The following is a 23,694-nucleotide window of genomic DNA, read 5'->3' as shown; positions in this document are numbered from 1 at the left end:
CCCGCACGCGTCTGTGGCGGTCAGCCGAACACCAGCCCGCCGTCGACGACGAGGTTCTGGCCCGTCACCGCACGCGCCCACGGCGAGGCGAAGAAGAGAACCGCGTCCGCGAGCTCCTCGGGCGTGGTCACGCGGCCCAGCGGCGTCTGGGACGCGATGATGTCGAACACCGCCTCGGGCGTCGCGGCACTGGCGTCGGTCACGCGCAGGAGCCCGCCGGAGACCATGTTCACGGTCACGCCGAGAGGCCCGAGCTCCTTCGCGGCGGTCCGCGTGAAGGCGAGGAGCGCGGCCTTGGCGGCCGTGTAGTCGTGGTACGGCACGACCGGGTTCTGCACGAGATTGGTGCCGATGGTGACGATCCGCCCGTAGCCGCTCGCCGCGAAATGCGGCCGCAGCGCTTTCACGAGCGCGAGCCCTCCGCCGACCGCGGTCTGGACCTGGGCGGCGATGTCGGCCCACGCCAGCGTCTCGAGCCGCTTGCGCGCATCGCCGTTGAAGGCGAAATCCGCGAGGGCATTGTGCACGAGTACGTCGGGCGGGCCGAGCCTCTCGGCGATCGCATCCGTCATGGCCGCAACGGCCTGCGGATCGGCGACGTCGGCGCGGAAGGCGGCGCATCGCGGCCCGAGCTCGGCCGCGAGCGCCCGCGCCTCGGTCTCGCTGCGGCGATAGTTGATCGCGACCCGCGCGCCCTCGCGGGCGAAGGCGCGGGCGATCGCGGCGCCGAGGCCGCGGCCCGCCCCGCTCACGAGGACGGTCGTCTCGGACAAAGGCTTGCCTGACGATGGCGTGCGCGACGACGTCTCGTTCGTGCGCTCGATGGCGTGATCTTGCATATCTCTCCCCTCGCCGAGCGTGGGGAGCGACGGCGCGCCGATGAGCGGGCGTTGCCCGACCGTCGGTCGCTCGCGGACTCCCTACGCCAGCATGATCTGGTTCAGGTTCGGAGGGTGCTTCTCAGCCCGTGCATTCCTGCACGGACGCCCCTGTCCTTCGCCTCGAATACACGTTCGCACGGCCCATATCAAGGACATCGTCAAGCTCCGGGAACGCTGCCATCGGCTGCTAGATTGTCCCTTGCAGCGGCTGTCGCCTGCGACTCTTCCAGCCGGAGGAGTTACGCTCTCTGGCCACGGCGCAATTCAGAGGTTGGATGCTGGGTCTCGTACTTAGAACCGGGTTGTCGACGGGTAGCCGGGGGGGCTTAGAATGGAAGCGTTGCACGTCGACCGGCACGCAAGCATCTTACCGTGGAGATCGGCAAACAAAGGCGGTTGCAGGCCCCCGCAACCAAAACTAAAGAAGCCCCGGCGCAACACGCGCCGGGGCTTCTCGCGTTCGGGGGCCGATCGCACCGCTCGATAACCCGAGCAAATAGTTCAAGCTTGAAATAGCATAGAATCGGGTAGTTCCGCCGCCCGCCGCCGATGCTAGGCTTCCTCCCGTCGAGCACGCGGACCTGCCGCCAAGAGCAGCCGCCGCTCCAGAGGCACGTGACCGAAGTCTCCTTGAAAACCCGCATCCGCCCTTCGCCGGAGCGGCGCCGTCGCGCGCACTCCGCCCGGTCGAACGCGCGGGCCCGAGCGAGGAGGCGTGCGGGAGGAGGTTTGGGCGAATGACGGCGAAGCCGCGCCTGGATGAAGATCCCGACCGGAGAGAGGCCGCGCACGCCGGCTGGCGCCGTGTCGCGTTCGGCGCCCTCGCGATCCTGCGCCGGCTCGTCGATGCGATCCTCGTGTGCCTGCTCGCGGCGATGATCTTCCTGATCCTGTTCCAGATCCTCGGCCGCTACGTGTTCAACTACTCGATCTCGTGGTCGGAAGAGGCGGCGATCTTCGTCCAGATCTGGCTCGTCATGCTGGGCGCCGGCCTCGCGATGCGCAACCGCAACCACATCGGCATCGATCTCGTCGTGGCGCGCCTGCCCGGCTCGCTGCAATGGATCCTGAAGTCGGCCTCCTTCCTCCTCGCCGCCTGGTTCCTCCTCGTCCTCGTCGTCGGCAGCTTCGGGCTGATCGGGCTCGGCATGATCATCAAGTCGACGGCGCTTCAGCTCCCCATGGCGATCCCCTACGCGGCGCTGCCCATCGGCATGTCCTACCTGCTGCTTGAGTTCGCCCTCGCCACCCTGCCCGAGCTTGCGCCCGGGCGCGCCAAGGCGGGCGCAGAGCGCCCCGCGCCGACGATGGGGGAATGAGATGAGCGTCGCCTTCGGAGGCTTTCTCCTCCTCATCCTCTCGGGCATGCCGATCTTCTTCGCGCTCGGCGTCGCCGCCTTGCTCGCCGTGCTCCTCCTCGTCGACGTGCCCCTGACCATCGTCGCGCAGCGCGTCTACGGCGGCGTGAACTCGTTCTCGCTGATGGCGATCCCCTTCTTCGTCGCCGCCGGCGTGATCATGGCGGAAGGCGGCATCGCCCGGCGCTTCGTCGATCTCGCCGCCGCCCTCGTCGGCTGGATCACGGGGAGCCTCTACCTCGTCGCCATCGTCACCGGCACGGGGCTGGCGGCGATCTCCGGATCCGGCTCGGCGGACACGGCGGCCGTGGGCTCGATCCTGTCGCCCGAGATGCGCAAGCGCGGCTACGACATGGACATGTCGGCGGCGATCATCGCCGCCTGCGGCTCGCTCGCCCCGGTGATTCCGCCGAGCATCATCATGGTGATCGTCGCGATCACCTCCAATCTCTCCATCGGCGCCATGTTCCTCGGCGGCGTCGTCCCGGGCCTGATGATCGCGCTCGCGCTCGGCGTCACCTGCTGGGCCTATGCCCGCCGGCGCCCCGACGGCGGCGGCGATCGCCAGCCCTTCTCGCTCGGACGCCTCGGCCGCGCCTTCGTCGCCGCCCTTCCCGGCCTGACGCTGCCCGTCATCGTCGTCGGCGGCATCGTCGGGGGCGTCTTCACGGCCACCGAAGCCGCGTGCATCGCCGTCGTGGCGACGATCGTGATCTCGCTCTTCGTCTATCGCGAAATCGGCTTTCGCGATCTGCCGCGGCTCTTCCTGCGGGCGATCAGCCTCTCGGCGGCGGTGATGATCATCGTGAGCACCGCGAGCCTGTTCTCGTGGATCATCGCGAGCGTCGGCGCGCCGCAGGCCCTCGACGCCTGGATCCGTGGCGTTACCGACGATCCGATCGTGTTCCTGCTCCTCGTCAACGTGCTGCTGCTGTTCGTGGGCATGTTCATGGAGAGCATCTCGGCCATCCTGATCATCCTGCCGGTGCTGATGCCCATCGCTCAGGGCTACGGGATCGACCCGCTGCAATTCGGCGTGATGGCGACCCTCAATCTCTCGGTGGGGCTGATCACGCCGCCCTACGGCATCTGCCTCTACGTCGCGGCCATGGTCTCCGGCCGCAGCGTCGAGCAGGTCTCGACGCGGGTATGGATCCCGCTCCTTCCCATGATCCTCGTCCTCGCGCTGACGGCCTACGTGCCGGCGGTCGCGCTGACCCTGCCGCGCCTCGTCTACCCATGAGGCGCGAAACTCGGCCGCATGCCGTCGCCACGCGAGCCGAAGGCAACAGAGATGGCAAGAAGAACCGCGCGCGACGCCCTGAACAACGCAACGATACGAAGGGGAACACAGCCATGAAGACCGCGAAGAAGGCTCTCTCGATCTCGGCGATCACGCTCGCCGCCATCCTCGGAACGCAGGCGGCGTCGGCCCAGGAGATCACGCTGCGTGCCGGCCACACCAACGTCACCGGCTCGATCCAGGACATGGGCATGCAGCGCCTGCGCGATCTCCTGGAGGAGAAGACCGGCGGGCGCGCCACCATCGAGATCTTCCCCAACGGGCAGATCGGCGACGAGGCGCAGCTCGTCGAGGGCGTGCTGCTCGGCACCGTCGACATGGCGATGACCTCGAACGCGCTGCTGAGCAACGTCGTCACGGACCTGCGGGTCCTCGACATGCCCTTCATGTTCGAGAGCATCGATGCGCTCAGCGAGGCGCTGGAGGGGCCGGCGAAGCCGTTGATGGTGGAGGCCGCCTCGGACGCCGGCTACCAGATCATCGGCAGCTATTCCTCCGGCATCCGCCACATGATGACGAGCCGTCCCATCGAGACGATCGACGACCTCGCCAACATGAAGATCCGCACGATGCAGCAGCCGATGCACGTGGAGGCCTTCCGCACCTACGGCGCCAACCCCACGCCGATGGCCTACAGCGAGCTCTACGGCGCGCTCCAGAGCGGCGTCGTCGACGGCGCGGAGGGCGCGACCTCGGACTACAACGCCCAGCGCTTCTACGAGGTGGCGGACCATTTCTCGCTCGTGGGCTGGATCAACATGACGGCGCACATCTTCATGAACAAGGCGCAGTTCGACGCCCTGCCGGAGGACGTGCAGACGGCGCTGCTCGAGGCGGGCGCGGAATCGGCCGTGTGGCAGCGCACGTACGTCGTCGAGCAGGAGCAGCCGCTCCTCGCGGAGCTGCGCGAGAAGGGCGTCACCATCGTCGAGCCGGACGTGGCGCCCTTCCGCGAGGCCTCGATGCCGCTCTACGAGCGCTTCCTCGAGACCGATACGCAGCGCGCCCTGTTCGAGGCGCTCTCGCAGTGACGCGCCGGGTCGCGGATGCCGGGCCGGTCGCGCCCGGCATCCGTGCCGTCGCCGCGGGTGGCGGATGCGGGCCGACGCCAGGGGAGCCATCGCCATGACGACGAGCGAGGCGGCCGAGGAGACGGGCTTCGGCGGCGTGCCCATGACGCCGGGGCTCGAGCTCCTGCGCGGCGCCGTCGACAGCCATGTCCATTGCGCGCCGCACATCAACCAGCGCACGGTCACGGTCTTCGAGGCCGTGCGCGCGGCCGCCCGTCATGGGCTGTCGGGTCTCGGGATCATGGACGTGTTCGCCAACACGTCGGGCCTCGCCGCGCTCGCCATGCGCGAGATCGGCCATCTCGGCGTCGACGTGTTCGGCGGCATCATCCTTGAGCCCTATGCCGGGGGGCTCTCGCCGCGCGTCGTCTCGACGGCGCTCGGCATGGGCTATGGAGCGGGCGGCGCGCGCTTCGTGTCGCTGCCCTGCCACCACACGGATTTCGTGGCGCGGGCGGAGAGGCGCAGCCCCGCCTATCTCGAGACGACCCTGCGCGTCCCCGAGAGCGGGCCGCTGCCCGATCCGCTCCCCGAGATCGTCGATCTGTGCATCGAGGCGGACGTCGTCTTCAACCTGGGCCATCTGTCGGGGCCCGAGGCGGTCGTCGTCGCGCGCGAGGCCGCCCGGCGCGGCTGCACGCGGATGCTCGCGCCCGCCGCCTATCTCACGGCCGAGGAGGCCCGTGCCGTCGTCGAGACGGGCTGCCTTCTCGAATACTCGTTCTTCGTCTTCAGCCACGCGACCGACATCCCCCAGACCATGATCGACGCGGAGCGCCATCGCTTCGCTCGCGCGGACTTCGCCCGGGCGCTGGCCATCGTGGCGGAGGTGGGATCCGAGCGCGTGGTGCTGTCGAGCGACAGCGGCGCCGTCGTGCTGCCGCCGCCGGTGGAGGCGCTGCGGGAGTTCGTGACGATGTTTCGCGCCAGCGGCGTCGCGGACGTCGATCTGCGGCGGATGATCGTCGACAATCCGGCCCGGCTCTTCAAGGTCGCGCGGCCGCCCTCGGCGGAGGGCCCGTGATGCGCATCGGGCTTTGCGCCTGCACGGTCCGCTCGCTCGAGATCCTCGCGATCGCGCGCCATGCGGGCTACGACTTCCTGCTGGTGGACATGGAGCACGGCATGTTCTCCATGGCCGAGACGGCGGCCCTGTGCCTCGCCGGGCGCGAGGCGGGCTATCCCGTCCACGTGCGCGCGCCGGGCCCTTCCTCCGCGCTCGTCTCGCGGATCGTCGATTGCGGCGCCGCCGGCCTCGTCGTGCCGCACGTGGAGAGCGCCGAGGTGGTGCGGGCCCTCGTCGCGAAGGTGCGCTTCGCGCCGCTCGGCGCGCGCTCGGTGCCGCCGCCCGTCGCCGCGACGGGCTTCGTGCCGATGCCGACCGCGGCGCTGCGCGAGGCGGTGGGGCGCGGGCCGGAGCTTCTCGTGATGATCGAGAGCGCGCGCGGCCTGTCTGCCGTGGACGAGATCGCCGCAGTCGCGGGGATCGACGGGCTCGTCGTCGGCACGAACGATCTCGCCTCCTCCCTCGACCTCCACACGCGGCCGGATGCGCCGGAGCTCGCCGCCGCCATCGAGACGATCGCGGGCGCGGCTGCGCGCCGGGGCCTCGTCTTCGGCGCCATGGGCATGCCGGAGAGCATGATCCGCACGCGGTCGGACGCGCTCGGCACGAGCTGGCTCGTGGCGACGAACGACGTCAATCTCATCTTCGAGGCGGGGCGGGAGCTGCTCGCGCGGCTGCGCGCGCCCGGCGCCTCCACGACACACGAGACGCGAGAACGAGACCGATGAGCGAGCTCAAGATCATCTATGGCGGCGTGCCCTTCGAGGCGCGCTTCGAGACGCAGAAGGCCCCGGCCACCTGCGCCGCCTTCCGCGCGCACCTGCCCTTTCGCAACAAGGCGATCCACGTGCGCTGGAGCGGGCAGGGCGTGTGGGTGCCCCTGGGCGATGCCGAGTTCGGCGTCGGCTTCGAGAACGCCACGAGCTATCCGGCGCCCGGCGAGATCATCCTCTATCCGGGCGGCGTGAGCGAGACCGAGATCCTCATCGCCTACGGGCGGGTGAACTTCGCCTCCATGGCGGGGCAGCTCGCCGGCAATCACTTCATCACCATCACCGGCGGCCTCGACCGCCTCGCCGAGCTCGGGCACCGCACCCTCTGGGAAGGCGCCCAGGACATCTCCTTCGAGCTCGCCTGACCGGGAGGCTTCGATGACGAAACGGCTCGATCTCGCCATTCGGGGCGGGACGGTGGTGACGGCGGCCGACATGGTCCGCGCCGACGTGGGCATCAGCGAGGGACGCATCGTCGTCGTCGCGGACGCGGTGGAGGGCGCGGCGGACGAGATCGACGCCTCGGGGTTGTGGGTGATGCCCGGCGGCATCGACAGCCACGTCCACATCGCCCAGCCGTCCGGCCCCGACATCGTCATGGCCGACGACTTCACCTCGGCGACCGCCTCGGCGGCGGCGGGCGGCAACACGTTCGTGATGCCCTTCGCGCTCCAGGAGCGCGGCACGTCCCTGCGCGAGGCGGTGGAGGGGTACCGGGCGCTCGCCGAGGGCGCCTGCCACGTCGACACGGCCTTCCACCTGATCGTGTCCGATCCGAGCCCGGCGGTGCTGGGCCAGGAGCTGCCGGCGCTCGTGAAGGACGGATACACGTCCTTCAAGGTCTTCATGACCTACGACGATCTCGTCCTGAACGACCGCCAGCTCCTCGACGTCTTCGCCGTCGCCCGCGAGGAGCGCGCCCTCGTCATGGTCCATTGCGAGGGCTACGACACGATCAAGTTCATGGCCGAGCGGCTGGAGCGCGCCGGCAAGGTGGCGCCCTACTATCACGCGGTCTCGCGGCCGGAGATCGTCGAGCGCGAGGCGACGCATCGCGCGATCAGCCATGCCGAGCTCGTCGACGTACCGATGATGGTGGTCCACGTCTCGGGGCGCGAGGCGATGGAGCAGATCCGCTGGGCGCAACAGCGTGGGCTCAAGGTCTATGCCGAGACCTGCCCGCAATACGTCACGCTCACCGCCGACGACCTGCAGGGGCTCAACATGGAGGGGGCGAAATACGTCTGCTCGCCGCCGCCGCGGGACGCCGAAAGCCAGGCGGCGATCTGGGAGGGGATCACGCAGGGCGTGTTCCAGGTGTTCTCCTCCGATCACTGCCCCTTCCGCTACGATTCGCCCGCGGGAAAGCTCAACCCGAAGGCCCGCACCTCCTTCCGCTGGGTGCCCAACGGCATTCCCGGCGTCGAGACGCGCCTGCCGATCCTGTTCTCGGAAGGGGTGAGCAAGGGGCGGATCACGCCGCAGAAATTCGTGGAGCTCTCGGCGACGAACCACGCGAAGATGTACGGCCTCTATCCCCGCAAGGGCTCGATCGGGGTGGGCTTCGACGCCGACATCGCGCTGTGGGACCCGAGCCGGCGCGAGACGATCCGCCAGGAGATCCTCCATCACGGCGCCGACTACACGCCCTGGGAGGGCTTCGACGTCGTCGGCTGGCCGGTGATGACGATCGTGCGCGGGCGCATCGTCATGCGCGACGGCGCCATCGTCGGCGAGAGGGGCTTCGGCGAGATCGTGCGCAGGGATCACAGCGCCTACGCGTCGCCGGCCGCGGCGGCTTGATCCATCCGCCAGCGCAAGACCGAGCGCCGACGGATCGTGGCCGAGCGCCGATCGCCGCGATCGACCGGCGCAGGCGCACCTCCCCGCGCCGATGAAGACCGAAGCATCCGCCGAGAAGAAGCGAGACGACAATGACCGACCAAGACGCGCGCCACCCCTTCGGCGGGGTCTACGCATCGACGATCTGCCCCATGATCGCCGACGGCGGCATCGACGAGACGAGCCTCGCGCGCCATCTCGCGAGCGTCGTGGAAACCGACGGCATGGCGGGCCTCCTCGTCAACGGCCATGCCGGCGAGAACGCGGTCCTCGACGAGGACGAGCACCTCGCCGTGGTCCGCATCGCGCGCGACGTGAGCGGGCGCCGGCGGGTCGTCGCCGGGATCAACGCCGAGCGGACGGACGTCGCGGCGCGGATGGCGGAAAGTGCCGCGCGCGCGGGCGCGGACGCGGTGATGGTGTTCGCGCCCTTCTCGTGGGCGCTCGGCGCCGACCCGCGGCTCGTCGTCGCCCATCATCGCGCGATCGCCCAGGCGGCCGGGCTGCCGCTCTTCCTCTTCCAGGGTTCGGTGAACGCGGGGCGCACGGCCTTCACCCCCGACGTGCTCGCGCGGCTCCTCGAGATCGAGAGCGTCGTCGGCATCAAGGAAGGCAGCTGGGAGACGGCGGCCTACGACGCGACCCGCCGGCTCGTGGCGCGGCTGCGCCCGGACGTCGGCGTGATGGCGTCGGGGGACGAGCACCTCTTCGCCTGCTTCGCCATCGGCAGCGACGGCAGCCTCGTCAGCCTCGCGGTGGTGGTGCCGGACGCCATCGTCGCCCTCGACCGCGCCATGCTGGCGGGCGATCTCGCCACCGGCCGGCGCATCCACGAGCGCCTCTACGAGCTCGCGCGCCTCGTCTACGGCGCGCCCGGGCATCTCGCGACGCTGCGCCTCAAGACCTGCCTCGTGCTCATGGGGAGGCTCGCGACGCCCGCCGTGCGGAGCCCGCTCGCGCGGCTCTCCGACGACGAGGTCGCGCAGCTGCGCCGCGCCCTGATCGCCGTCGAGGTGATGGGCTGAGCAAACGCGCGACACTGCGCGCCCTGCCCAGGGAGAGTGCCGCCGTGCGCGCCTAGGATGGCGCGCCTTTCCGTGCGATCAAGACTATACGCGACCGCAGGGCCCGTTCGAGCCCGCGACGGGCGCGGCGTGCGAGGGATGCGCGGATGAACCTGCGGCAGCTCGAGATCTTCAGCGCGGTGATGCGCTTCCGCACGACCGTCGCGGCGGCGCAGGAGCTCTCGATGTCGCAGCCGGCGGTGAGCAACGCCATCAAGCACATCGAATCGCAGCTCGGCTTTCGCCTGTTCGAGCGGGTGAGCAACAGGCTCGTGCCCACAGAGGAGGCGAAGATCCTGCTCGAGGAGGCCGAGCCTCTGTTCATGCATCAGCAGGCGGTCAACCAACGCGCCAACGACCTGAAGGCCGGGCGCATCGGGCGCATCCGCATCGCGGCGACCTCCGAGCTGTCGGAATCGATCCTGCCCGGGGCCATGAAGCGCTTTCTCGAGGCGCATCCGTCGGTCCACCTCTCGCTCGACACCCGCCCCTTGAGCAGCGTCCTCGACGCCGCCGAGACCGGGCTCGCCGATGTCGGCTTCGGCATGGAGGCGCACGATCGCCACGCCCTCGACCTCGTGCCCATCGCGCCGATGACGACCGTGTGCGTCTGCCAGGCCGGGAGCGCGCTCGCGGCGCTGCCCTTCGTGACGCCCTCCGACCTGCGCGATCAGAAGCTGATCGCGCCCCAGACGAGCAACGGCATCGGCGTCCTCATCGCGGAGGCCTTCGCCAAGGCGGCGACGCCCTATTCGCCGACGGTGGAGGTGCGCTTCCTCAACGTCGCCGCGCGGCTGGTGCAGGAGGGCTGGGGCTCGGCGCTCCTCGACGAGCTCTCGGTCACGAGCGGGCGCTATTCCGATCTCGAGGTGCGCCCCTTCCAGCCGACGGTGCGCCTCATGCTCTCGGCGATCCTGCCGAGGAAGCGCATGCCCTCGCGGCTCACGGCCTCCTTCATCGCGATCATGCGCAAGGAGGCGCAGGCTCGTCTCGACCTCCTGCGCAGCCATTCCAGCCCGGCGAGCGAGGGCGCCGAACGGCGCGATCTCCGCGCGCGGTGAGGCGCGCTCCCGCGCTCACGCCGCGAGACGCCGTTGCGCGGCCGCGGCGGCGCGCACGCCCGAGGCGGCGGCGGCCTCCATGTTGGGGAATTCGAGATAGTCGCCCGCGAGGAGGAAGGGCGGTCTGATCGCTTCCAGTGGCGGCTGCAGACTCGCGCGGCCGGGCGCCGCGAAGGGTGCGCCGGCGGGCCATCGCTGCAGGACCGTCTCGCGCACCCGCTCTCGGGTCTCGGGAAAGCGCGTCTCGAGATCCTCGAGCCAGCGCGAGACGATGGTCGCGTCGTCCTCCTCCATCCACCGGAGCGCGCCGCGCGCGCCGCGAAACAGCATGATCGAATGCCCGCCGGCCTCGGGGCGCATGGCGTCGTGGTCGAAGAGCACGGAGAAGCCGAGCTCGGGCGTCGCGATCGCGTAGGTCCCGCGCCAGGGCACGCGCTCCAGCGGCGCGAGCGAGACCGCGAGCGTGAGGAAGGCACCGTAGCGGATTCGCTCCAGGGCGGAGGCGGTCTCGTCGGGCAGGCCTCGGGCGATGGCGCGGGTGATCGGGGCGGGCGTCGCGAGGATGCAGGCGCGCGCCGTGATGCGTCGCTCGCCCTGCGGCGTGCGCACGTCGATGGCGACGCCGCCCGCGCCTTCGACGGCATTTGCGATGGCGCGCGCGCGGATCACCTCGTGACGCGGGCGAAAGACCGCCTCCCCGAGCCGGCTCGCGAGCGCCTTCGGCAGCGTCGCCGTGCCGCCGACGAGGTTCGTGCCGGGCGCGGTCTTGGCCCAGACGTTGGCGAAGGAGCGCAGGCCGTGGCCCGCCGACATCTCGGAGGGATCGGCGCCGTTACGCTCGGTCAGCCCGCGAAAGAGGAGATCGACGCCCGCCGGCAGGGGGCCGACGAGCTCGGCGAGGGTGCGTCCGTCCTCGAAGGCGAGAACCCGTGCGAGAGCGTCCGTGTCCCTGGCGCGCGGGCGCGCGGCGCGCGTCGAGCGGTGCGCGCCGAGCCGCAGATGCGCGCCCATGCGCATGAAGGCGATGCGTTCGGCGAGCCCCAGCCGCATGACGAAGGGCAGCAGCGTCGCGGGCGTCTCCATGTGCCGGCGCCCGCGGAAATCGAGCCCGAACAGATGCGGCGGCAGCGGCCGGGCCTCGAGCCCGAGTTCGGCGACGAGGTCGCCGATCGCGGTGCCCGGCCCGGGCACCATGTGGGCGCCGAGGTTCATCGGCACGCCGTCGTGCGAGGGCGCATGAAGCCGCCCGCCCGGACGATCGGACGCTTCCAGCACGACGCAGCGACGATGGCGCAGGTGCCAGGCGGCGACGAGCCCCGCCATGCCGCCGCCGACGACGGCGACGTCGACGGCTTCGTCGGCCGGGGGCTCGGTGCTCGCAATGGCCATGGTCGGGGCTCCTCCTCGAGGCGCGGCAACGCGCGGGGCGTGTCCCTTCGTCGCCGACCCGAGGGCCGGTGCCAAGGGCGCAGCGGGTGCGCGCAGGACCAGGACCGACGGGCGTCCGCACACGGAGCGCCACGCTTTCTGTAGCAATATGCGAACAGATGTGCGATATACGAACTAAGTGAGATCCTGGAGTGCTTCCAATGCACCTGACCGCCGAGATCCTCGCAGGACGAGCGGACCGCTCCTTCGCCCTCGCTCCCGGGCGCGCGTGGCGGCTGAGCACGTCTCTCGATCCAGCGTCGGTGGGCTCGGAGGCATGCTCTCTCGTACGAGGGTGCGCCTCTCGGCCGTGGCCGGGAGGAGGGCCTCTGCCGCGAAGGGTCGAAATACGGCATTGAAGATTTCCTCGAGGTGAAATACCTGTGCGCCGCGGGCATCGGCGCCTGATGCATCCCGCCGTTGCTCGACTGATCAGCGGCCCGAACCGAGGACCATCCATGGCCAATGACGATCTGCGGGACGAGGACCGCATCGAGGCGCTTCCCGACGTGACCGCCGAGAGCGGCAACGAGGATCGCGACTACGTGACGTCGCTCGCCCGCGGGCTCGAGGTCATCCGGGCCTTCAACCGCTCGAAGTCGCGCATGACGCTGAGCGAGGTGGCGGAGCGCACGGCGATGACCCGCGCCGCGGTGCGCCGCTTCCTGCTCACGCTGGTGCGCGAGGGCTACGCCGAGAGCGACGGGAAGTATTTCCGCCTGCGCCCGAAGGTGCTCGAGCTCGGCTTCTCGCTCCTGTCCTCCATGGACATCACCGAGATCATGCAGCCGGTCGTCGACGAGCTGGCGCAGCGCCTCCAGGAATCGGTGTTCGTCGCCGTGCTCGACGACGACGCCGTGCGCTACGTCGCGCGCGCCACGACGCAGCGCGTCGTCTCGATCGGCATCAATCTGGGCAGCCGCGCCCCGGCGCACGCGGTCTCGACGGGCCGCGTCCTGCTCTCCGGCCTGCCGGAGGAGAAGCTCAACGCGTATCTCGACAACGCGGTGCTCGAGAAGATCACGCCCCACACGGTGACCTCGAAGGTGCAGCTCGCGAGCCTCATCGAGGAGACGCGCCGCCAGGGCTGGGCCATCGTCGACCAGGAGCTGGAGGTCGGCCTGCGCTCGATCTCCGCGCCGATCAAGAATCGCTCCGGCGAGGTGGTGGCGGCGCTCAACGTCTGCTGCCCGAGCGTGCGGCTGACGACGAAGGAGATGCAGGCGCAGGTCCTGCCGGAGCTCCTCGACGCCGCCTCGCGCATCTCGCTGATGATGCTGCGCTGAGGCGCGCTCACGCCTCCTCGGCCGCAGGCTCGGGCAGGGACTCGGGCTCGGGCTCGGGCTCGCCCGCGAGCTCCGCGATCGAGACGGGCTTGAAGGGCACGCGCGGCGCGAAGAACGACATCTCCCCCGGCGGCTCGCCGGTGGCGCGCGCCAGGCGCTCGGCGACGAGCGGCGCGCAATAGCGACCCTGGCAGCGGCCCATGCCGGCGCGGGTGCGGCGCTTGACGTCGCCGATCGTGCGGCTGCCGGCGGCGATGGCATCGTCGACCGCGCCCGCGCTCACCTCCTCGCACCGGCACAGATGCGTCTCGCGCGCGGGCAGCCCGCCCGCGGGGAGGTCCGCGCGGTAGAGATCCCACAGAGCTTTCTGGAAGGCGCGGTGGCGCGCCAGGCGTCGGTGGGCGCCGTCGCTCGCGGCCTGAGGCGTGGCATAGCCGAGCGCCCCCGCCGCGGCGAGGCCGGCGATGGTACCCTCTTCGCGCGCCGCCGGCGCGCCGCCCAGCCCACAGCAATCCCCGACCGCGAAGAGCGCCGGCACGCTCGTGCGGCAGGTCGCGTCGCGCGTGGTGACGAGCATGCGCCGCGCCGCGTCCCAGCCGTGCGCGGCGCCGAGCGTGCGCGCGATCTCGTTCGAGGGCAGGAAGCCGTGATTGACGGCCACCACGTCGACCGGTTCGTGGCGTGTGCGCGCGCCGCTCTCCACGGCGTCGAGCGGGGCGGAGGTCGCGACGAGCCCGTCCGCCTCGCGCTCGATGGAGACGAGGACGCGCCCGTTGAGGATCGGCACGCCGAGCCGGCGCGCGGCGGCGACGGTGGAGAGACCGTCGCGCACGAGGCTCGCGTCGGCGAGCGCCATGCGCGCGAGCGCGGGGAGCCGCGCGAGGCCGGGCGCGGGCGCCGCCTCCACCACGCCGACGACGCGCGCGCCGGCGCGGGCCAGCTCGATGGCGACCTGAAGGTTCAAGGGACCGTTGCCGGCGACGAGGATGCGCGCGCCCGCCACGACCTCGTAGCTGCGCAGCAGCGTCTGCGCCGCGCCCGTCGTCATCACGCCCGGCAGCGTCCAGCCCGGCACGGGAAAGGCCCGCTCGTAGGCGCCGGCGGCGACGATCAGCTGGCGCGGCCGCACCAGGAGCGGGCCGTCGGGCGTCGTGCAGGCGAGCTCGAGGGGCTCGAAGGCGCCCCAGATCAGCGTGTCCGAGAGGATGGTCACGCCCGCCTCGAGCGCGCGACGGATCAGCCGGCGCCCGGCTTCGGCCTGCGCGTCCGGCGCCGGCTCGTCGAGGCCGGCGATGGCGTCGGCGCGTTGCTTGTAATATTGCCCGCCGGCCTTCGGGCGCTCGTCGAGGACGAGGACCTCCGCGCCCGCCTGCGCCGCGGCGATGGCGGCGCACAGCCCGCCGGCACCGGCGCCGACGATGCAGATCTCGGGCGTGCGCTCGACGAGACGCTTCGGCGTGGTGGCGGGTGCGGGCGCGTGCGTCGTGTCGGCGAGGGCGGATTGGCGGCGCACGTCGTGGCGGCCCGAAACCTTCGTCATGCAGGCGCGCTGGTTGGCGCGCCCGTCGACCGTCACGAGGCAGTCCTGGCACACGCCCATGCCGCAATGGATGCCGCGCTCGGCGCCCGTGCGGGTCTCGCGCAGCGCGACGATCCCCGCGCGGGCGAGGGCGGCGGCGATGGTCTCGCCGGCGCGCGCGGGCAGGGGCGCGCCCTCGAAGGTGATGGCGCCGTCGTCGAGAGGGGCTCGGCTCATCGCTCGCTCGCGCGGATGCGGGGTTGGGGAGAAATCGCGGCGGGATTCCTTCCGACGACGCGATTTGTACGCTATGCGTACGGACGTACGGATACAGAGGAGCCCCGCGATGGTCAAGCCGCTCGACGGCCGCACGGCACTCGTCACCGGCGCCGCCGGCGGGCTCGGCCTCGCCATCGCCCGGCGTTTCGCGGAGGAGGGCGCCCGCGGCGTCGGCATCGACCGCGACGCGGCGGAAGGCCTGCCCGCGGGCTGGTCCGCGCTCGCGGCGGACGTGACGGACGAGAACGCTCTCGCCGCCGCCTTCGCCGAGGCCGGCCGGCGGCTGGGCGGGCTCGACGTCGTCGTCGCCAATGCCGGCCTCGTCCCGCCCTGGCGCGAGACGGAGCATCTCGATCTCGAGGAATGGGACCGCGTCTTCGCGGTCAACGTGCGCGGTGTCGCGGCGACGCTCAAGCACGCCGTGCCGCTGATGAAGGCGCGCGGGGGCTCCATCGTGGTGATGGGCTCGCTCAACTCCCGGCGCGCGCATCCGCGCCAGGCGCTCTACACGGCGACGAAGCACGCGGTGCTCGGCCTCGTGCGCGCCGCCGCCGCCGATCTCGGGCGCTACGGCATCCGCGTCAACGCCATCGGCCCGGGACCCGTGGCGACGCAGGCTCTGCGCACGCGCCTCGCCACGCGCGCCGCCGCCGCCGGCGCCGATCCCGGCGACGAGCTCGCCGCCATGGCGGGCGCGACGCATCTGCGCCGCATCGCCACCGAGGACGACGTCGCGGACGCGGCGCTGGTGCTGGCGAGCGACCTCTCCCGCGCGATCACCGGCCAGATCGTCCCCGTCGACGGCGGGCTGCCCTGACCGAACGACCTCCCGACCCAAGATCTCCCGAACCGACGACCTTTCCGCGAGACGACCTTCATGCTCGATCTGACGAACAAGACGATCCTCCTCACGGGCGCCGCCAAGGGCATCGGCGCCGCGACCGCCAAGGCTCTGGGCGAGGCCGGCGCGCACGTGATCGCGCATTACGGCGGCGATCGCGCGGGCGCCGATGCGGCGACGGCGGCGATTCCCGCGCAGCGCAAGCTGCTCCTGCAGGCGGATTTCTCGGACCCCGCGAGCGCCGACGCGCTGTTCCGCGAGGCGCTCGCCTGGCGCGGGCGCATCGACGTCCTCGTCAACAACGCCGCGGTGATGCTCACCGGCGGGGGCATCGACGCCGACATGGACGCGTGGGACGAGACCTGGGCGCGCACGCTCGCGGTCAACGTGCTCGCGCCCGCGCGCCTCCTCAAGCACGCGGTCGCGCATTACCGCGAGACGGGCGGCGGCATCGTGGTGACGATCTCGAGCTGGGCGGCGCAGCGCGGCTCCACCAATGCCGACCACATCGCCTACGCGGCCTCGAAGGCCGCGATCAAGGCGGCCTCGCACACGCTGGCGCGCGCCTGCGCCAAGGAGAACATCCTCGTCTACGTCGTCGCGCCGGGCGTCGTGCGCACCAAGATGTCGGAGGATTTCGCCGCCTCCATGGGCGGCGAGGCGCCGGTGACGGCGGGGCTCGCCATGGGCGAATGGGTGCCGCCGGAGGATATCGCGAACCTCGTCGCCTTCCTCGCGACGGGCGCGTCGCGCCACCTCACGGGCGCGACGCTCGACGTCAACGGCGCGACCTACGTCCGCTGAGCGGGCGCGGGCCGATAGGAGACCTCCCCACGCCGGCGCAGGTAGAAGGCGTAGGGTTCGGGGAGGACCGCATATGGATCCTCGACGCAAAGCGCCTTCGCGGCGTGGAGCGGCCAGTTCGGGTCGGCCATCAGCTCGCGGGCGATGGCGATGAGGTCCGCGTCGCCCGCCTGCAGGATCTCCTCCGCCTGGTGCGGATCGACGATGAGGCCCACCGCCATCGTCGTCATGTCCGCGCCGCGGCGGACGCCCGCGGCGAGATGGACCTGATGGCCGGGCTTCGGTGGCGCGGCGGGCTGCGCGTTGGCGACGCCGGTGATGATGCCGCCGGACGAGCAATCCATCACGTCGACGCCGCGCGCCTTCAATTCGCGGGCGAGCGCGATCGTGTCGTCGAGGGTGATGCCGCCTTCCGCGTCGTCGGTGGCGGTGGCGCGGTAGAAGACGGGCTTCTCCTCGGGCCAGACGGACCGCACGGTCTCCGCCACCTCGAGCAGGAAGCGCATGCGCCCGGCGAGGTCGCCGCCATAGGCGTCGGTGCGCCGGTTGGAGAGCGCCGAGAAGAAGGTGTGCAGGAGATAGCCGTGCGCGCCGTGGATCTCGACGAAGTCGAAGCCGGCGGCGAGCGCGCGGTGCGTCGCGGCGCGGAAGCCCTCGCGCACGCGCTCGAAATCCGCGGCCTCCATGGCGCGGGGGGTGTGCCAGCCGGGTCGTGCGGGGATGGCGCTCGGCGCGATCGTCTCCCAGGCCTGCTCCGGCCCGCCGGGCTCGAGCGGGCCCGCGCCCTCCCAGGGACGCGCGGTGGAGGCCTTGCGGCCGGCATGCCCGATCTGCACGCCCGCGAGCGCACCTTGTGCGTGGTAGATCTCGACGATCTCGCGCATGCCCGGCACGTGGGCATCGTCGTAGAGGCCCGTGCAGCCCCAGGTGATCCGGCCCTCGCGGGTGACGCCCGTCGCCTCGACGATCGCCGCGCCGACGCCGCCGAGCGCGAAGCGCGCATGGTGGCCGCGGTGCCAGTCCTGGATCCGCCCCTCCACCGCCAGGTACTGGCACATGGGCGAGACGACGATGCGGTTCTTGAAGCGCACGCCCCTCATGTCGAGGGGCGTGAAGAGGAGAGGTGTCGTCATCACTCGGCTGCCATCCGTCCGTCGAGCTCCAGCATCAGCGCATCGAGGCGCCCGATCACGGCGAGGATGCGCTCCAGGCGCTCGCGTCCCTCCGCGCCGAGCTGGGCGAATGTGGTGAGCGGTGCGCGCACGTCGCCCACGGGATAACCCCGCGCGGCGGCGAGCGCCTTGGAATAGCACTGATGGCCGTAGGTGGGGTGTCCCTCCGCGATGATGTGATCGAACTCGGTGATCAGCCGCTGGATGCGCTTGGCGTCCTCCAGCCGGCCCTCGACGAGGAAGTCCCAGATGCGGTGCGACGGGCGCGGGATGTAGTTGCCGTAGGGGTTCACGTAGCCGACCGCACCGAGGCTGTAGCTCTCGAAGATGCGCTCGCCGGCGAAGACGTTCATGACGCCGTCCGTCTCCTCGACGATGTCGTAGACGCGCGCCACGTCCATGCTCGCCTCCTTGATGTAGCGGATCTGCTCGAACGCGCGGGTCAGGCGCCCGACGAGCTTCGCCGACATGTCGACGTTGGAGGTGACGGGGTTGTTGTAGAGCATGATCGGAAGCGTCACCGCCTCGCAGATCGCCTCGTAGTAGCCGAAGATCTCGTCCTCGGTGGGCGTGTAGTAATAGGGCGGGATGATCATCAGCCCGTCGGCGCCGAGCTCCTCGGCCTCGCGGGAATAGCGCACGGCGTTGGGCGTGTGCGCGTTCGCGGTGCCCACGAGGACGTCCATGCGCCCGGCCACGTGCTCGATCGTGGCGGCGACCAGCGCCCGGCGCTCCTCGTCGGACACCGTGAGGAACTCGCCCGTGGTGCCGAGCACGATCACGCCGGGCACGCCCTCCGCGATCTGCCAATCGAGGAAGCGCTTCTGCGCCTCGAGGTCGACGGCGCTCCCGTCCGGCGTGAAGGGCGTGATCGAGACCGTGTAGCTGCCGCGGAAGGCCTTGGGCATGTCCTCATCCTCGCTTCGCCGGCGTGCCGTTGGGGGAAATCGGGGCGGGGTGCCGCTCTCGTCGGGGCGCTTGCCGGCAGGGGCGAAGTGCGCGATGAGCGAGACGCCCGAGGGGATCGGAGCCGGTTCGTTCTGCGAACACTTGTTACCATGGCGCACAGAATGGTGTAAAGCAGCTGCGCCAATTCGGAGGGTCTCGCGTGATCGATGTCGTGGTGGTCGGAGGCGGGCTCGCCGGCGCCGCCAGCGCCTATTTCCTGGCCGAGGAGGGCGTCGGCGTCACCCTCCTCGAGCGCGGCGATCTCAACACCAAGGCGTCGGGCTCCAACGCCGGCTCGATCCACGCGCAGATCCCGCACGCGCCCTTCGTCGAGAACGGCGAGGACTGGGCGCGGGGCTTCGCGCCCACGATCCCGATCATGATGGAGGGGATCGCGCTCTGGCGCGCCATGGAGGCGGAGCTCGGCGTGGACCTCGGGGTGGCCACGCCCGGCGGGCTCCTCGTCGCCGAGACGCCGGCGCAGATGCGCGCCGTGGTGCGCAAGGCCGAGATCGAGCGGGCTCACGGCCTGCCCGTCGAGATCCTCTCGCGCGAGGATCTGCGGCGGCTCGCGCCCTACGTCTCGCCGGCGATGGAAGGCGGCGCCTTCTGCCCGATCGAGGGCAAGGCGAACCCGCTCGCCGCGACGCCGGCCTTCGCCGCCGCCGCCGAGCGGCTCGGCGCGCGCATCCGGCGCTTCGTCGAGGTGCGCGCGATCACGGCGGAACGCGTCGGCTTCACGCTGGAGACGAATGCGGGGCCGATCCGGGCGCGCCGCATCGTCAACGCCGCCGGCGCGGAGGCGGCGGCGCTCGCCGCCATGGCGGGCGTGGCGCTGCCGCTCGAGGCGCACCCGATCCAGGTGACGGTCACCGAGCCGGTGGCGCCCCTCGTGAAGCACCTGCTGTACTTCGCCGGCGAGAAGCTCACCTTGAAGCAGACGCCGCTGGGCGCGCTGCTCGTCGGCGGCGGCTGGCCGGCGCGGCGCGATGCGACGGGCCGGCTCTCGGCCTCGCCGGAATCGCTCGCCGCCAATCTCGCGCTCGCCACGCGCGTCGTGCCGGGCGTGGCGGATGCGCGGGTGGTGCGCACCTGGCCGGCGCTGGTCAACGGCACGGCGGACTGGCGCCCGATCCTGGGCGAGCCGCCGGGCGTGCCGGGCTTCTACATGGCGATCTTCCCGTGGATGGGCTTCACCGCCGGGCCCGTCGCCGCGCGGCTCGTCGCCGACATGATCCTCGGCCGCGAGAGCGCCATCGACGTCGCCGCCTTCGCGCCGGGCGCGAAGGCGGCGTAAGGCCGAGTCACTGACGCGCGGCCTGGATCGTCTCGAGCAGGGCCTGCGCTTCGGGCGCATCGGCGAGGATCACGTCCCAGGAGGGGCGCGCCGCCTCGGCGAAGGGGGCGAGATCGGGCTCGGTCACCGTGATGCCCATGGCGCGCACCTGCTCGAGGCCGGCGCGGTTGAGCTCGCGATGCGCCTCGACGCCGTGGGCGATGGCGTCGAGCGCCGCCTCCTGGACGATGGTCTTGAGGTCGTCCGGCAGGCCGCTCCAGAAGGCGTCGGAGAGGACGAAGACCGTCGTCGACTGGTGCGCCTTGGTCAGCGTGTAATGGTCCACCACTTCGACGAACTTGTCGGCGACGATGGCGTCCGGCGAGATCTCGAGGGCGTCGACGACGCCGTTCTGCAGCGCCATGAACAATTCGCCGTAGGCCATGGGCGTCGGCTGGGTGCCCATCGCCTTGTAGGCCTCCACGAAGCCGGGCGTCGGCAGGACGCGGATCTTGAGGCCCTGCATGTCCTCGACGCTCGCCACCGGCGTGCGCGATCCCACCGAGCGCTCGAAGATCGCGCCCCAGCCGAGCCCGTACATGCCGTACTCGCCGAGGAGATCGAGCATCTCGCGCCCGGTCTCGCCGCCCAGGATCTCGTAGGCCTCGTCCGAGCCGGAGAAGACGTAGGGCAGCGAGAGCACGCGGTAGGCCGGCACCACGTTCTCGAGCGAGGAACCGCCCACGAAGCCGCCGGTGAGCACGCCGGTGCGGATGGCCTGGATGGCGCGGGTCTCGTTGCCGGCCTGGCCGCAGCACTGCACCTCCACCGCGATGCGGCCGTCCGTGCGCTCCTCCACCAGCTCCTCGAAGCGGGTGAGGATCACCTGGTAGGCGCTCTGGTCGGAGAGGACGTGGGCGAGCGTCATCTCGTAGTCCTGGGCGGCGGCGGGTGCGGCTGCGAGCGTTGCCGCGAGCAGACCGGCCGCGAACGTCGTCGAAGTCTTCATCTGGTCCTCCGGAGGGTTCTTCTCGGTGTTATCGCAACAACCCGAGCGACAGGCCCGGGACGTAGGTGACGACCATCAGGTTCAGGACCAGGATGGCCAGGAACACCGCCAGAGGCCGCATCAGCTCTTCCATGCTGATGCGTGCGATGCCGCAGGCGATGAACAGGTTCACGCCGACGGGAGGCGTCACCATCCCGATGGCGAGGTTGACGATCATGATCAGCCCGAAATGCACCGGGTCGATGCCGTAGGAGAGGGCGATCGGCGCGAGGATCGGGGCGAGGATGATGATCGCCGCGAAGGTCTCCATGAACATGCCCACGACGAGGAGGAACAGGTTCACCAGGAGCAGGAAGACGAGGGGGTTCTCCGACACGCTCGCGAGCGCGGCCCCGATCGTCTGCGGCGCGCGGATGACGTTGAGCGAGAAGGCGAACATCGCCGCGAAGGCGACGATGATCATCACCACCGCCGACGTCACCGCCGCATCCGCGAAGATGCGCGGCAGGTCGCGCACGGTGATCTTGCGGTAGACCACGACGCCGAGGAACAGCGCGTAGGCGACGGCGACGACGGCGGCCTCGGTCGCGGTGAACACCCCCCCGAAAATGCCGCCCAGGATGATGACGGGCATCATCAGCGAGAGCGCGGCACGCCGCAGCGCCCGCCAGACGTCGGGCGCCCACACGCCCAGCGAGAACGGCACGCGCTTGCCGTAGCCCTTCGCCCAGGCGGTGAGCGAGACGACGAGGATGAGCGAGAGGCCGATCATCAGCCCGGGCAGGAAGCCGGCGATGAAGAGGTCGCCGATCGAGACCCCGGCGATGACGCCGTAGAGCACCATGGGCACGGAGGGCGGCAGGATCACGCCGAGCTCGCCGGAGGAGGCCGTCGTCGCCGCCGAGAACGGGCGCGGGTAGCGCTGGCGCTCCATCTCGGGGATCAGCATCGAGCCGATGGCGGCGGCGGTGGCGGCGGACGAGCCCGAGATCGTCGCGAACATCATCGAGGTGAGCACCACGGCGGCGCCCAGCCCGCCGGGCATCCAGCTCACCAGCGCCACCGCGAGGTGGACGAGGCGCTCGGCGATGCCGCCGAACTGCATCAGCCGTCCCGCGAGCACGTAGAGCGGCAGCGCCATCAGCGCGAAGGAATCGAGGCTCTCGAAGATCACCTGCGGGATGGCGATCAGCGGGATGTTGCGATCCATGAGCGTCGGCAGCGGCGCGATGCCGAGCGCGAGCGCGATGGGAACGCCGGCCGTGAAGAGGACGAGAAGGAGGAGGAGGAGCGCGCCCATTCGGTTCAGTCCGCCGCCGGCCCGTCCGCCGCGAAGCGGATGTCGCGCTTGTCGAGCGTGCATTCCACGACGAGCGCGATGGAATTGAGGATCATCAGCATCGCCCCGACGGGCAGCGCCCAGTAGACGACGCTCTTCTCGAGGTTCATCACCGGGCTCGTCTCCGTGCGGCCGAGCTCGACGAAGGGCAGGCCGATCCAGAACAGGAGCCCGAAGAAGGCGATCGACAGCGCGATCGTCCCGTAGCGGATCGGCACGCCGATCCGCGCCGGCATGCGGCGCACCAGGAATTCGAGCGCGATCATCTGCGCACGCCGGCAGCCGACGCCGGCCCCGAGGAAGACCATCCAGATCAGCGTGTAGCGGGCGAGCTCCTCCGTCCACGGGGCGGAGACGTTGATCCCCGCCGCCGTGAGCACGAAGCGCACGATCACCTGGTAGAGCACCGCCCCCGCCGTAACGGCGAGGAGGGCGCCGACGACGAGCGCCAGCACCGCGTTCAGCTTGTCGACGCCCGCGAGCACCGTCCTCATCGCCCCGCCTCCCTCGGCTCGACGGGGTTCAGCGCCGGGGCGGCTGTTCCCAGCCGCTCGTCGCAAGGATCGCGTGGCTCGCGGCGAGGTCGCCGTCGGGGTCGACGCCGGGCTGCGTCGCGTCCGTGATGATCTCGAGGACCGTCATGCCGTCGTAGCCGATCTCCTTCAGCGCGGCGGCGGCGGGCGCGGGCTCGACGATGCCGGTGCCCAGGCGATCGTGCTTGAAGTCGGCGAACGTCGTGTCCGAGATGTGGACGTTCTTGATGCGGCTCCCCAGCATCCGGATCGCACCTTGGACGTCCTCCTTGATGTAGGCGGAGTTGCAGACGTCGAAATTGATGCCGATCGACGGGTCGATCTCGTTCGCGACGTCGAGCATGTCCTCGGCGGTCGGCAGGAAGGTGAAGGGCACGTTCTCGAGGATCAGCTCGACGCCCGATCCCTTCGCGAAGGCCACGAGCTCCTTCATGCCCTCCACGAACCACTCGCGCATCCAGGGCGTGGGCGGATTGATGAGCGAGTTCACCGGGCCCGGGATCGCGACGACGTAGGGGCAGCCGAGCTCGGCCGAGAAGGCGATCGCCTCCTTGTAGCGGTCGAGCGTGTAGCGCCGCATGATCGGGCAGACGGAGTTCGGGTTGTTGTCGAGGAGCGGGTAGCAGAAGCTCGTCACCCGGTGCCCGTTGTCGGAGAGCCAGTCGCGCATGGCGCGCCGCTCCGCGAGCGTCATCGTCGCGGGCCAGCAATGGGGCGGGAAGATCATCAGCTCGAAGGACGAGTAGCCCTGCGAGGCGAGGTGCTTCAAGGCGTCGAGCCCGGAATGCGAATAGAGGAAGGGGAAGGTCGAGGCGGCGACGCGCAGGTCGGACATGACGATG

The 23,694-nt window shown here is 70.9% G+C and carries 22 protein-coding genes and 1 riboswitch; of the genes, 13 read left to right on the top strand and 9 right to left on the bottom strand.

Annotated elements, in window-relative coordinates:
* Positions 1 to 20: 20 nt before the first annotated feature.
* Positions 21 to 839, bottom strand: a complete 819-nt coding sequence (locus tag IEX89_RS21300) for a 3-oxoacyl-ACP reductase (protein ID WP_188915297.1) — start codon at positions 837 to 839, stop codon at positions 21 to 23.
* A gap of 61 nt (positions 840 to 900) precedes the next feature.
* Positions 901 to 1,001, bottom strand: a riboswitch (TPP riboswitch).
* A 617-nt stretch (positions 1,002 to 1,618) separates the two neighbouring features.
* Here IEX89_RS21300 and IEX89_RS21295 point away from each other — a divergent pair.
* The 9 genes from IEX89_RS21295 (at position 1,619) to IEX89_RS21255 (ending at position 10,418) form a co-directional block, all read left to right on the top strand.
* Positions 1,619 to 2,200 (top strand): TRAP transporter small permease, encoded by a 582-nt coding sequence (locus IEX89_RS21295; RefSeq protein WP_188915296.1) that lies wholly within the window; start codon positions 1,619 to 1,621, stop codon positions 2,198 to 2,200.
* Between the two features lies 1 nt (position 2,201).
* Positions 2,202 to 3,482 carry a TRAP transporter large permease gene (locus IEX89_RS21290; RefSeq protein ID WP_188915295.1) on the top strand — a complete coding sequence of 427 codons (1,281 nt, stop codon included), beginning with the start codon at positions 2,202 to 2,204 and terminating at the stop codon, positions 3,480 to 3,482.
* Positions 3,483 to 3,595: 113 nt separating this feature from the next.
* Entirely contained in the window at positions 3,596 to 4,573 is a 978-nt protein-coding gene (locus IEX89_RS21285) for a TRAP transporter substrate-binding protein (RefSeq protein WP_188915294.1), read from the top strand.
* 94 nt (positions 4,574 to 4,667) lie between these two features.
* On the top strand, positions 4,668 to 5,636 hold the full coding sequence (locus IEX89_RS21280) for a DUF6282 family protein (protein WP_188915293.1): 969 nt from the start codon (positions 4,668 to 4,670) through the stop codon (positions 5,634 to 5,636).
* Entirely contained in the window at positions 5,636 to 6,406 is a 771-nt protein-coding gene (locus IEX89_RS21275) for an HpcH/HpaI aldolase family protein (RefSeq protein WP_188915292.1), read from the top strand. The genes IEX89_RS21280 and IEX89_RS21275 overlap by 1 nt, the downstream gene beginning before the upstream one ends.
* A complete protein-coding gene (locus tag IEX89_RS21270; RefSeq protein WP_188915291.1) occupies positions 6,403 to 6,816 on the top strand; it encodes a DUF3830 family protein in 414 nt (137 codons plus the stop codon). The genes IEX89_RS21275 and IEX89_RS21270 overlap by 4 nt, the downstream gene beginning before the upstream one ends.
* A gap of 13 nt (positions 6,817 to 6,829) precedes the next feature.
* On the top strand, positions 6,830 to 8,254 hold the full coding sequence (gene hydA, locus IEX89_RS21265; RefSeq protein WP_188915290.1) for a dihydropyrimidinase: 1,425 nt from the start codon (positions 6,830 to 6,832) through the stop codon (positions 8,252 to 8,254).
* A gap of 131 nt (positions 8,255 to 8,385) precedes the next feature.
* Positions 8,386 to 9,318 (top strand): dihydrodipicolinate synthase family protein, encoded by a 933-nt coding sequence (locus tag IEX89_RS21260; protein WP_188915289.1) that lies wholly within the window; start codon positions 8,386 to 8,388, stop codon positions 9,316 to 9,318.
* A 146-nt stretch (positions 9,319 to 9,464) separates the two neighbouring features.
* Positions 9,465 to 10,418 (top strand): LysR family transcriptional regulator, encoded by a 954-nt coding sequence (locus IEX89_RS21255; protein ID WP_188915288.1) that lies wholly within the window; start codon positions 9,465 to 9,467, stop codon positions 10,416 to 10,418.
* A gap of 15 nt (positions 10,419 to 10,433) precedes the next feature.
* On the opposite strand, the gene IEX89_RS21250 is transcribed toward IEX89_RS21255, so the two are convergent.
* Positions 10,434 to 11,807 carry a flavin monoamine oxidase family protein gene (locus IEX89_RS21250; protein ID WP_188915287.1) on the bottom strand — a complete coding sequence of 458 codons (1,374 nt, stop codon included), beginning with the start codon at positions 11,805 to 11,807 and terminating at the stop codon, positions 10,434 to 10,436.
* Positions 11,808 to 12,304: 497 nt separating this feature from the next.
* On the opposite strand from IEX89_RS21250, the gene IEX89_RS21245 reads away from it, so the two are divergent.
* Positions 12,305 to 13,132 (top strand): IclR family transcriptional regulator domain-containing protein, encoded by an 828-nt coding sequence (locus IEX89_RS21245; protein ID WP_188915286.1) that lies wholly within the window; start codon positions 12,305 to 12,307, stop codon positions 13,130 to 13,132.
* Between the two features lie 7 nt (positions 13,133 to 13,139).
* On the opposite strand, the gene IEX89_RS21240 is transcribed toward IEX89_RS21245, so the two are convergent.
* Complete coding sequence (locus tag IEX89_RS21240; RefSeq protein WP_188915285.1) at positions 13,140 to 14,888, bottom strand: FAD-dependent oxidoreductase; 1,749 nt, start codon at positions 14,886 to 14,888, stop codon at positions 13,140 to 13,142.
* Between the two features lie 109 nt (positions 14,889 to 14,997).
* Here IEX89_RS21240 and IEX89_RS21235 point away from each other — a divergent pair, with 109 nt between their 5' ends.
* Together IEX89_RS21235 and IEX89_RS21230 are read left to right on the top strand one after the other, a co-directional pair.
* A complete protein-coding gene (locus IEX89_RS21235; RefSeq protein WP_188915284.1) occupies positions 14,998 to 15,747 on the top strand; it encodes an SDR family NAD(P)-dependent oxidoreductase in 750 nt (249 codons plus the stop codon).
* Positions 15,748 to 15,807: 60 nt separating this feature from the next.
* Positions 15,808 to 16,575 carry an SDR family NAD(P)-dependent oxidoreductase gene (locus IEX89_RS21230; protein WP_188915283.1) on the top strand — a complete coding sequence of 256 codons (768 nt, stop codon included), beginning with the start codon at positions 15,808 to 15,810 and terminating at the stop codon, positions 16,573 to 16,575.
* Here the strand turns inward: IEX89_RS21230 and IEX89_RS21225 are convergent.
* Entirely contained in the window at positions 16,563 to 17,708 is a 1,146-nt protein-coding gene (locus tag IEX89_RS21225; protein WP_188915282.1) for an NADH:flavin oxidoreductase/NADH oxidase, read from the bottom strand. The genes IEX89_RS21230 and IEX89_RS21225 overlap by 13 nt on opposite strands.
* Entirely contained in the window at positions 17,708 to 18,655 is a 948-nt protein-coding gene (locus IEX89_RS21220) for a dihydrodipicolinate synthase family protein (protein WP_188915281.1), read from the bottom strand. The genes IEX89_RS21225 and IEX89_RS21220 overlap by 1 nt, the downstream gene beginning before the upstream one ends.
* Positions 18,656 to 18,855: 200 nt before the next feature.
* Here IEX89_RS21220 and IEX89_RS21215 point away from each other — a divergent pair, with 200 nt between their 5' ends.
* Positions 18,856 to 19,992 carry an NAD(P)/FAD-dependent oxidoreductase gene (locus tag IEX89_RS21215; protein ID WP_188915280.1) on the top strand — a complete coding sequence of 379 codons (1,137 nt, stop codon included), beginning with the start codon at positions 18,856 to 18,858 and terminating at the stop codon, positions 19,990 to 19,992.
* Positions 19,993 to 19,999: 7 nt separating this feature from the next.
* On the opposite strand, the gene IEX89_RS21210 is transcribed toward IEX89_RS21215, so the two are convergent.
* Genes IEX89_RS21210 through IEX89_RS21195 form a run of 4 tightly spaced genes read right to left on the bottom strand, consistent with a single transcriptional unit; the run spans position 20,000 to position 23,687 of the window.
* On the bottom strand, positions 20,000 to 20,980 hold the full coding sequence (locus IEX89_RS21210) for a TRAP transporter substrate-binding protein (RefSeq protein WP_188915279.1): 981 nt from the start codon (positions 20,978 to 20,980) through the stop codon (positions 20,000 to 20,002).
* A gap of 28 nt (positions 20,981 to 21,008) precedes the next feature.
* Positions 21,009 to 22,280 (bottom strand): TRAP transporter large permease, encoded by a 1,272-nt coding sequence (locus IEX89_RS21205; RefSeq protein ID WP_188915278.1) that lies wholly within the window; start codon positions 22,278 to 22,280, stop codon positions 21,009 to 21,011.
* A 5-nt stretch (positions 22,281 to 22,285) separates the two neighbouring features.
* Complete coding sequence (locus tag IEX89_RS21200) at positions 22,286 to 22,813, bottom strand: TRAP transporter small permease (protein WP_188915277.1); 528 nt, start codon at positions 22,811 to 22,813, stop codon at positions 22,286 to 22,288.
* A gap of 28 nt (positions 22,814 to 22,841) precedes the next feature.
* Complete coding sequence (locus IEX89_RS21195) at positions 22,842 to 23,687, bottom strand: sugar phosphate isomerase/epimerase family protein (protein WP_188915276.1); 846 nt, start codon at positions 23,685 to 23,687, stop codon at positions 22,842 to 22,844.
* Positions 23,688 to 23,694: the final 7 nt, after the last annotated feature.

Source organism: Salinarimonas ramus (genome assembly GCF_014645695.1).
In the GTDB taxonomy this organism is placed as follows: Bacteria; Pseudomonadota; Alphaproteobacteria; order Rhizobiales; family Beijerinckiaceae; genus Salinarimonas; species Salinarimonas ramus.
Note: the sequence above shows the minus strand (reverse complement) of the source record. Positions and strands in the feature narration are given on the sequence as shown.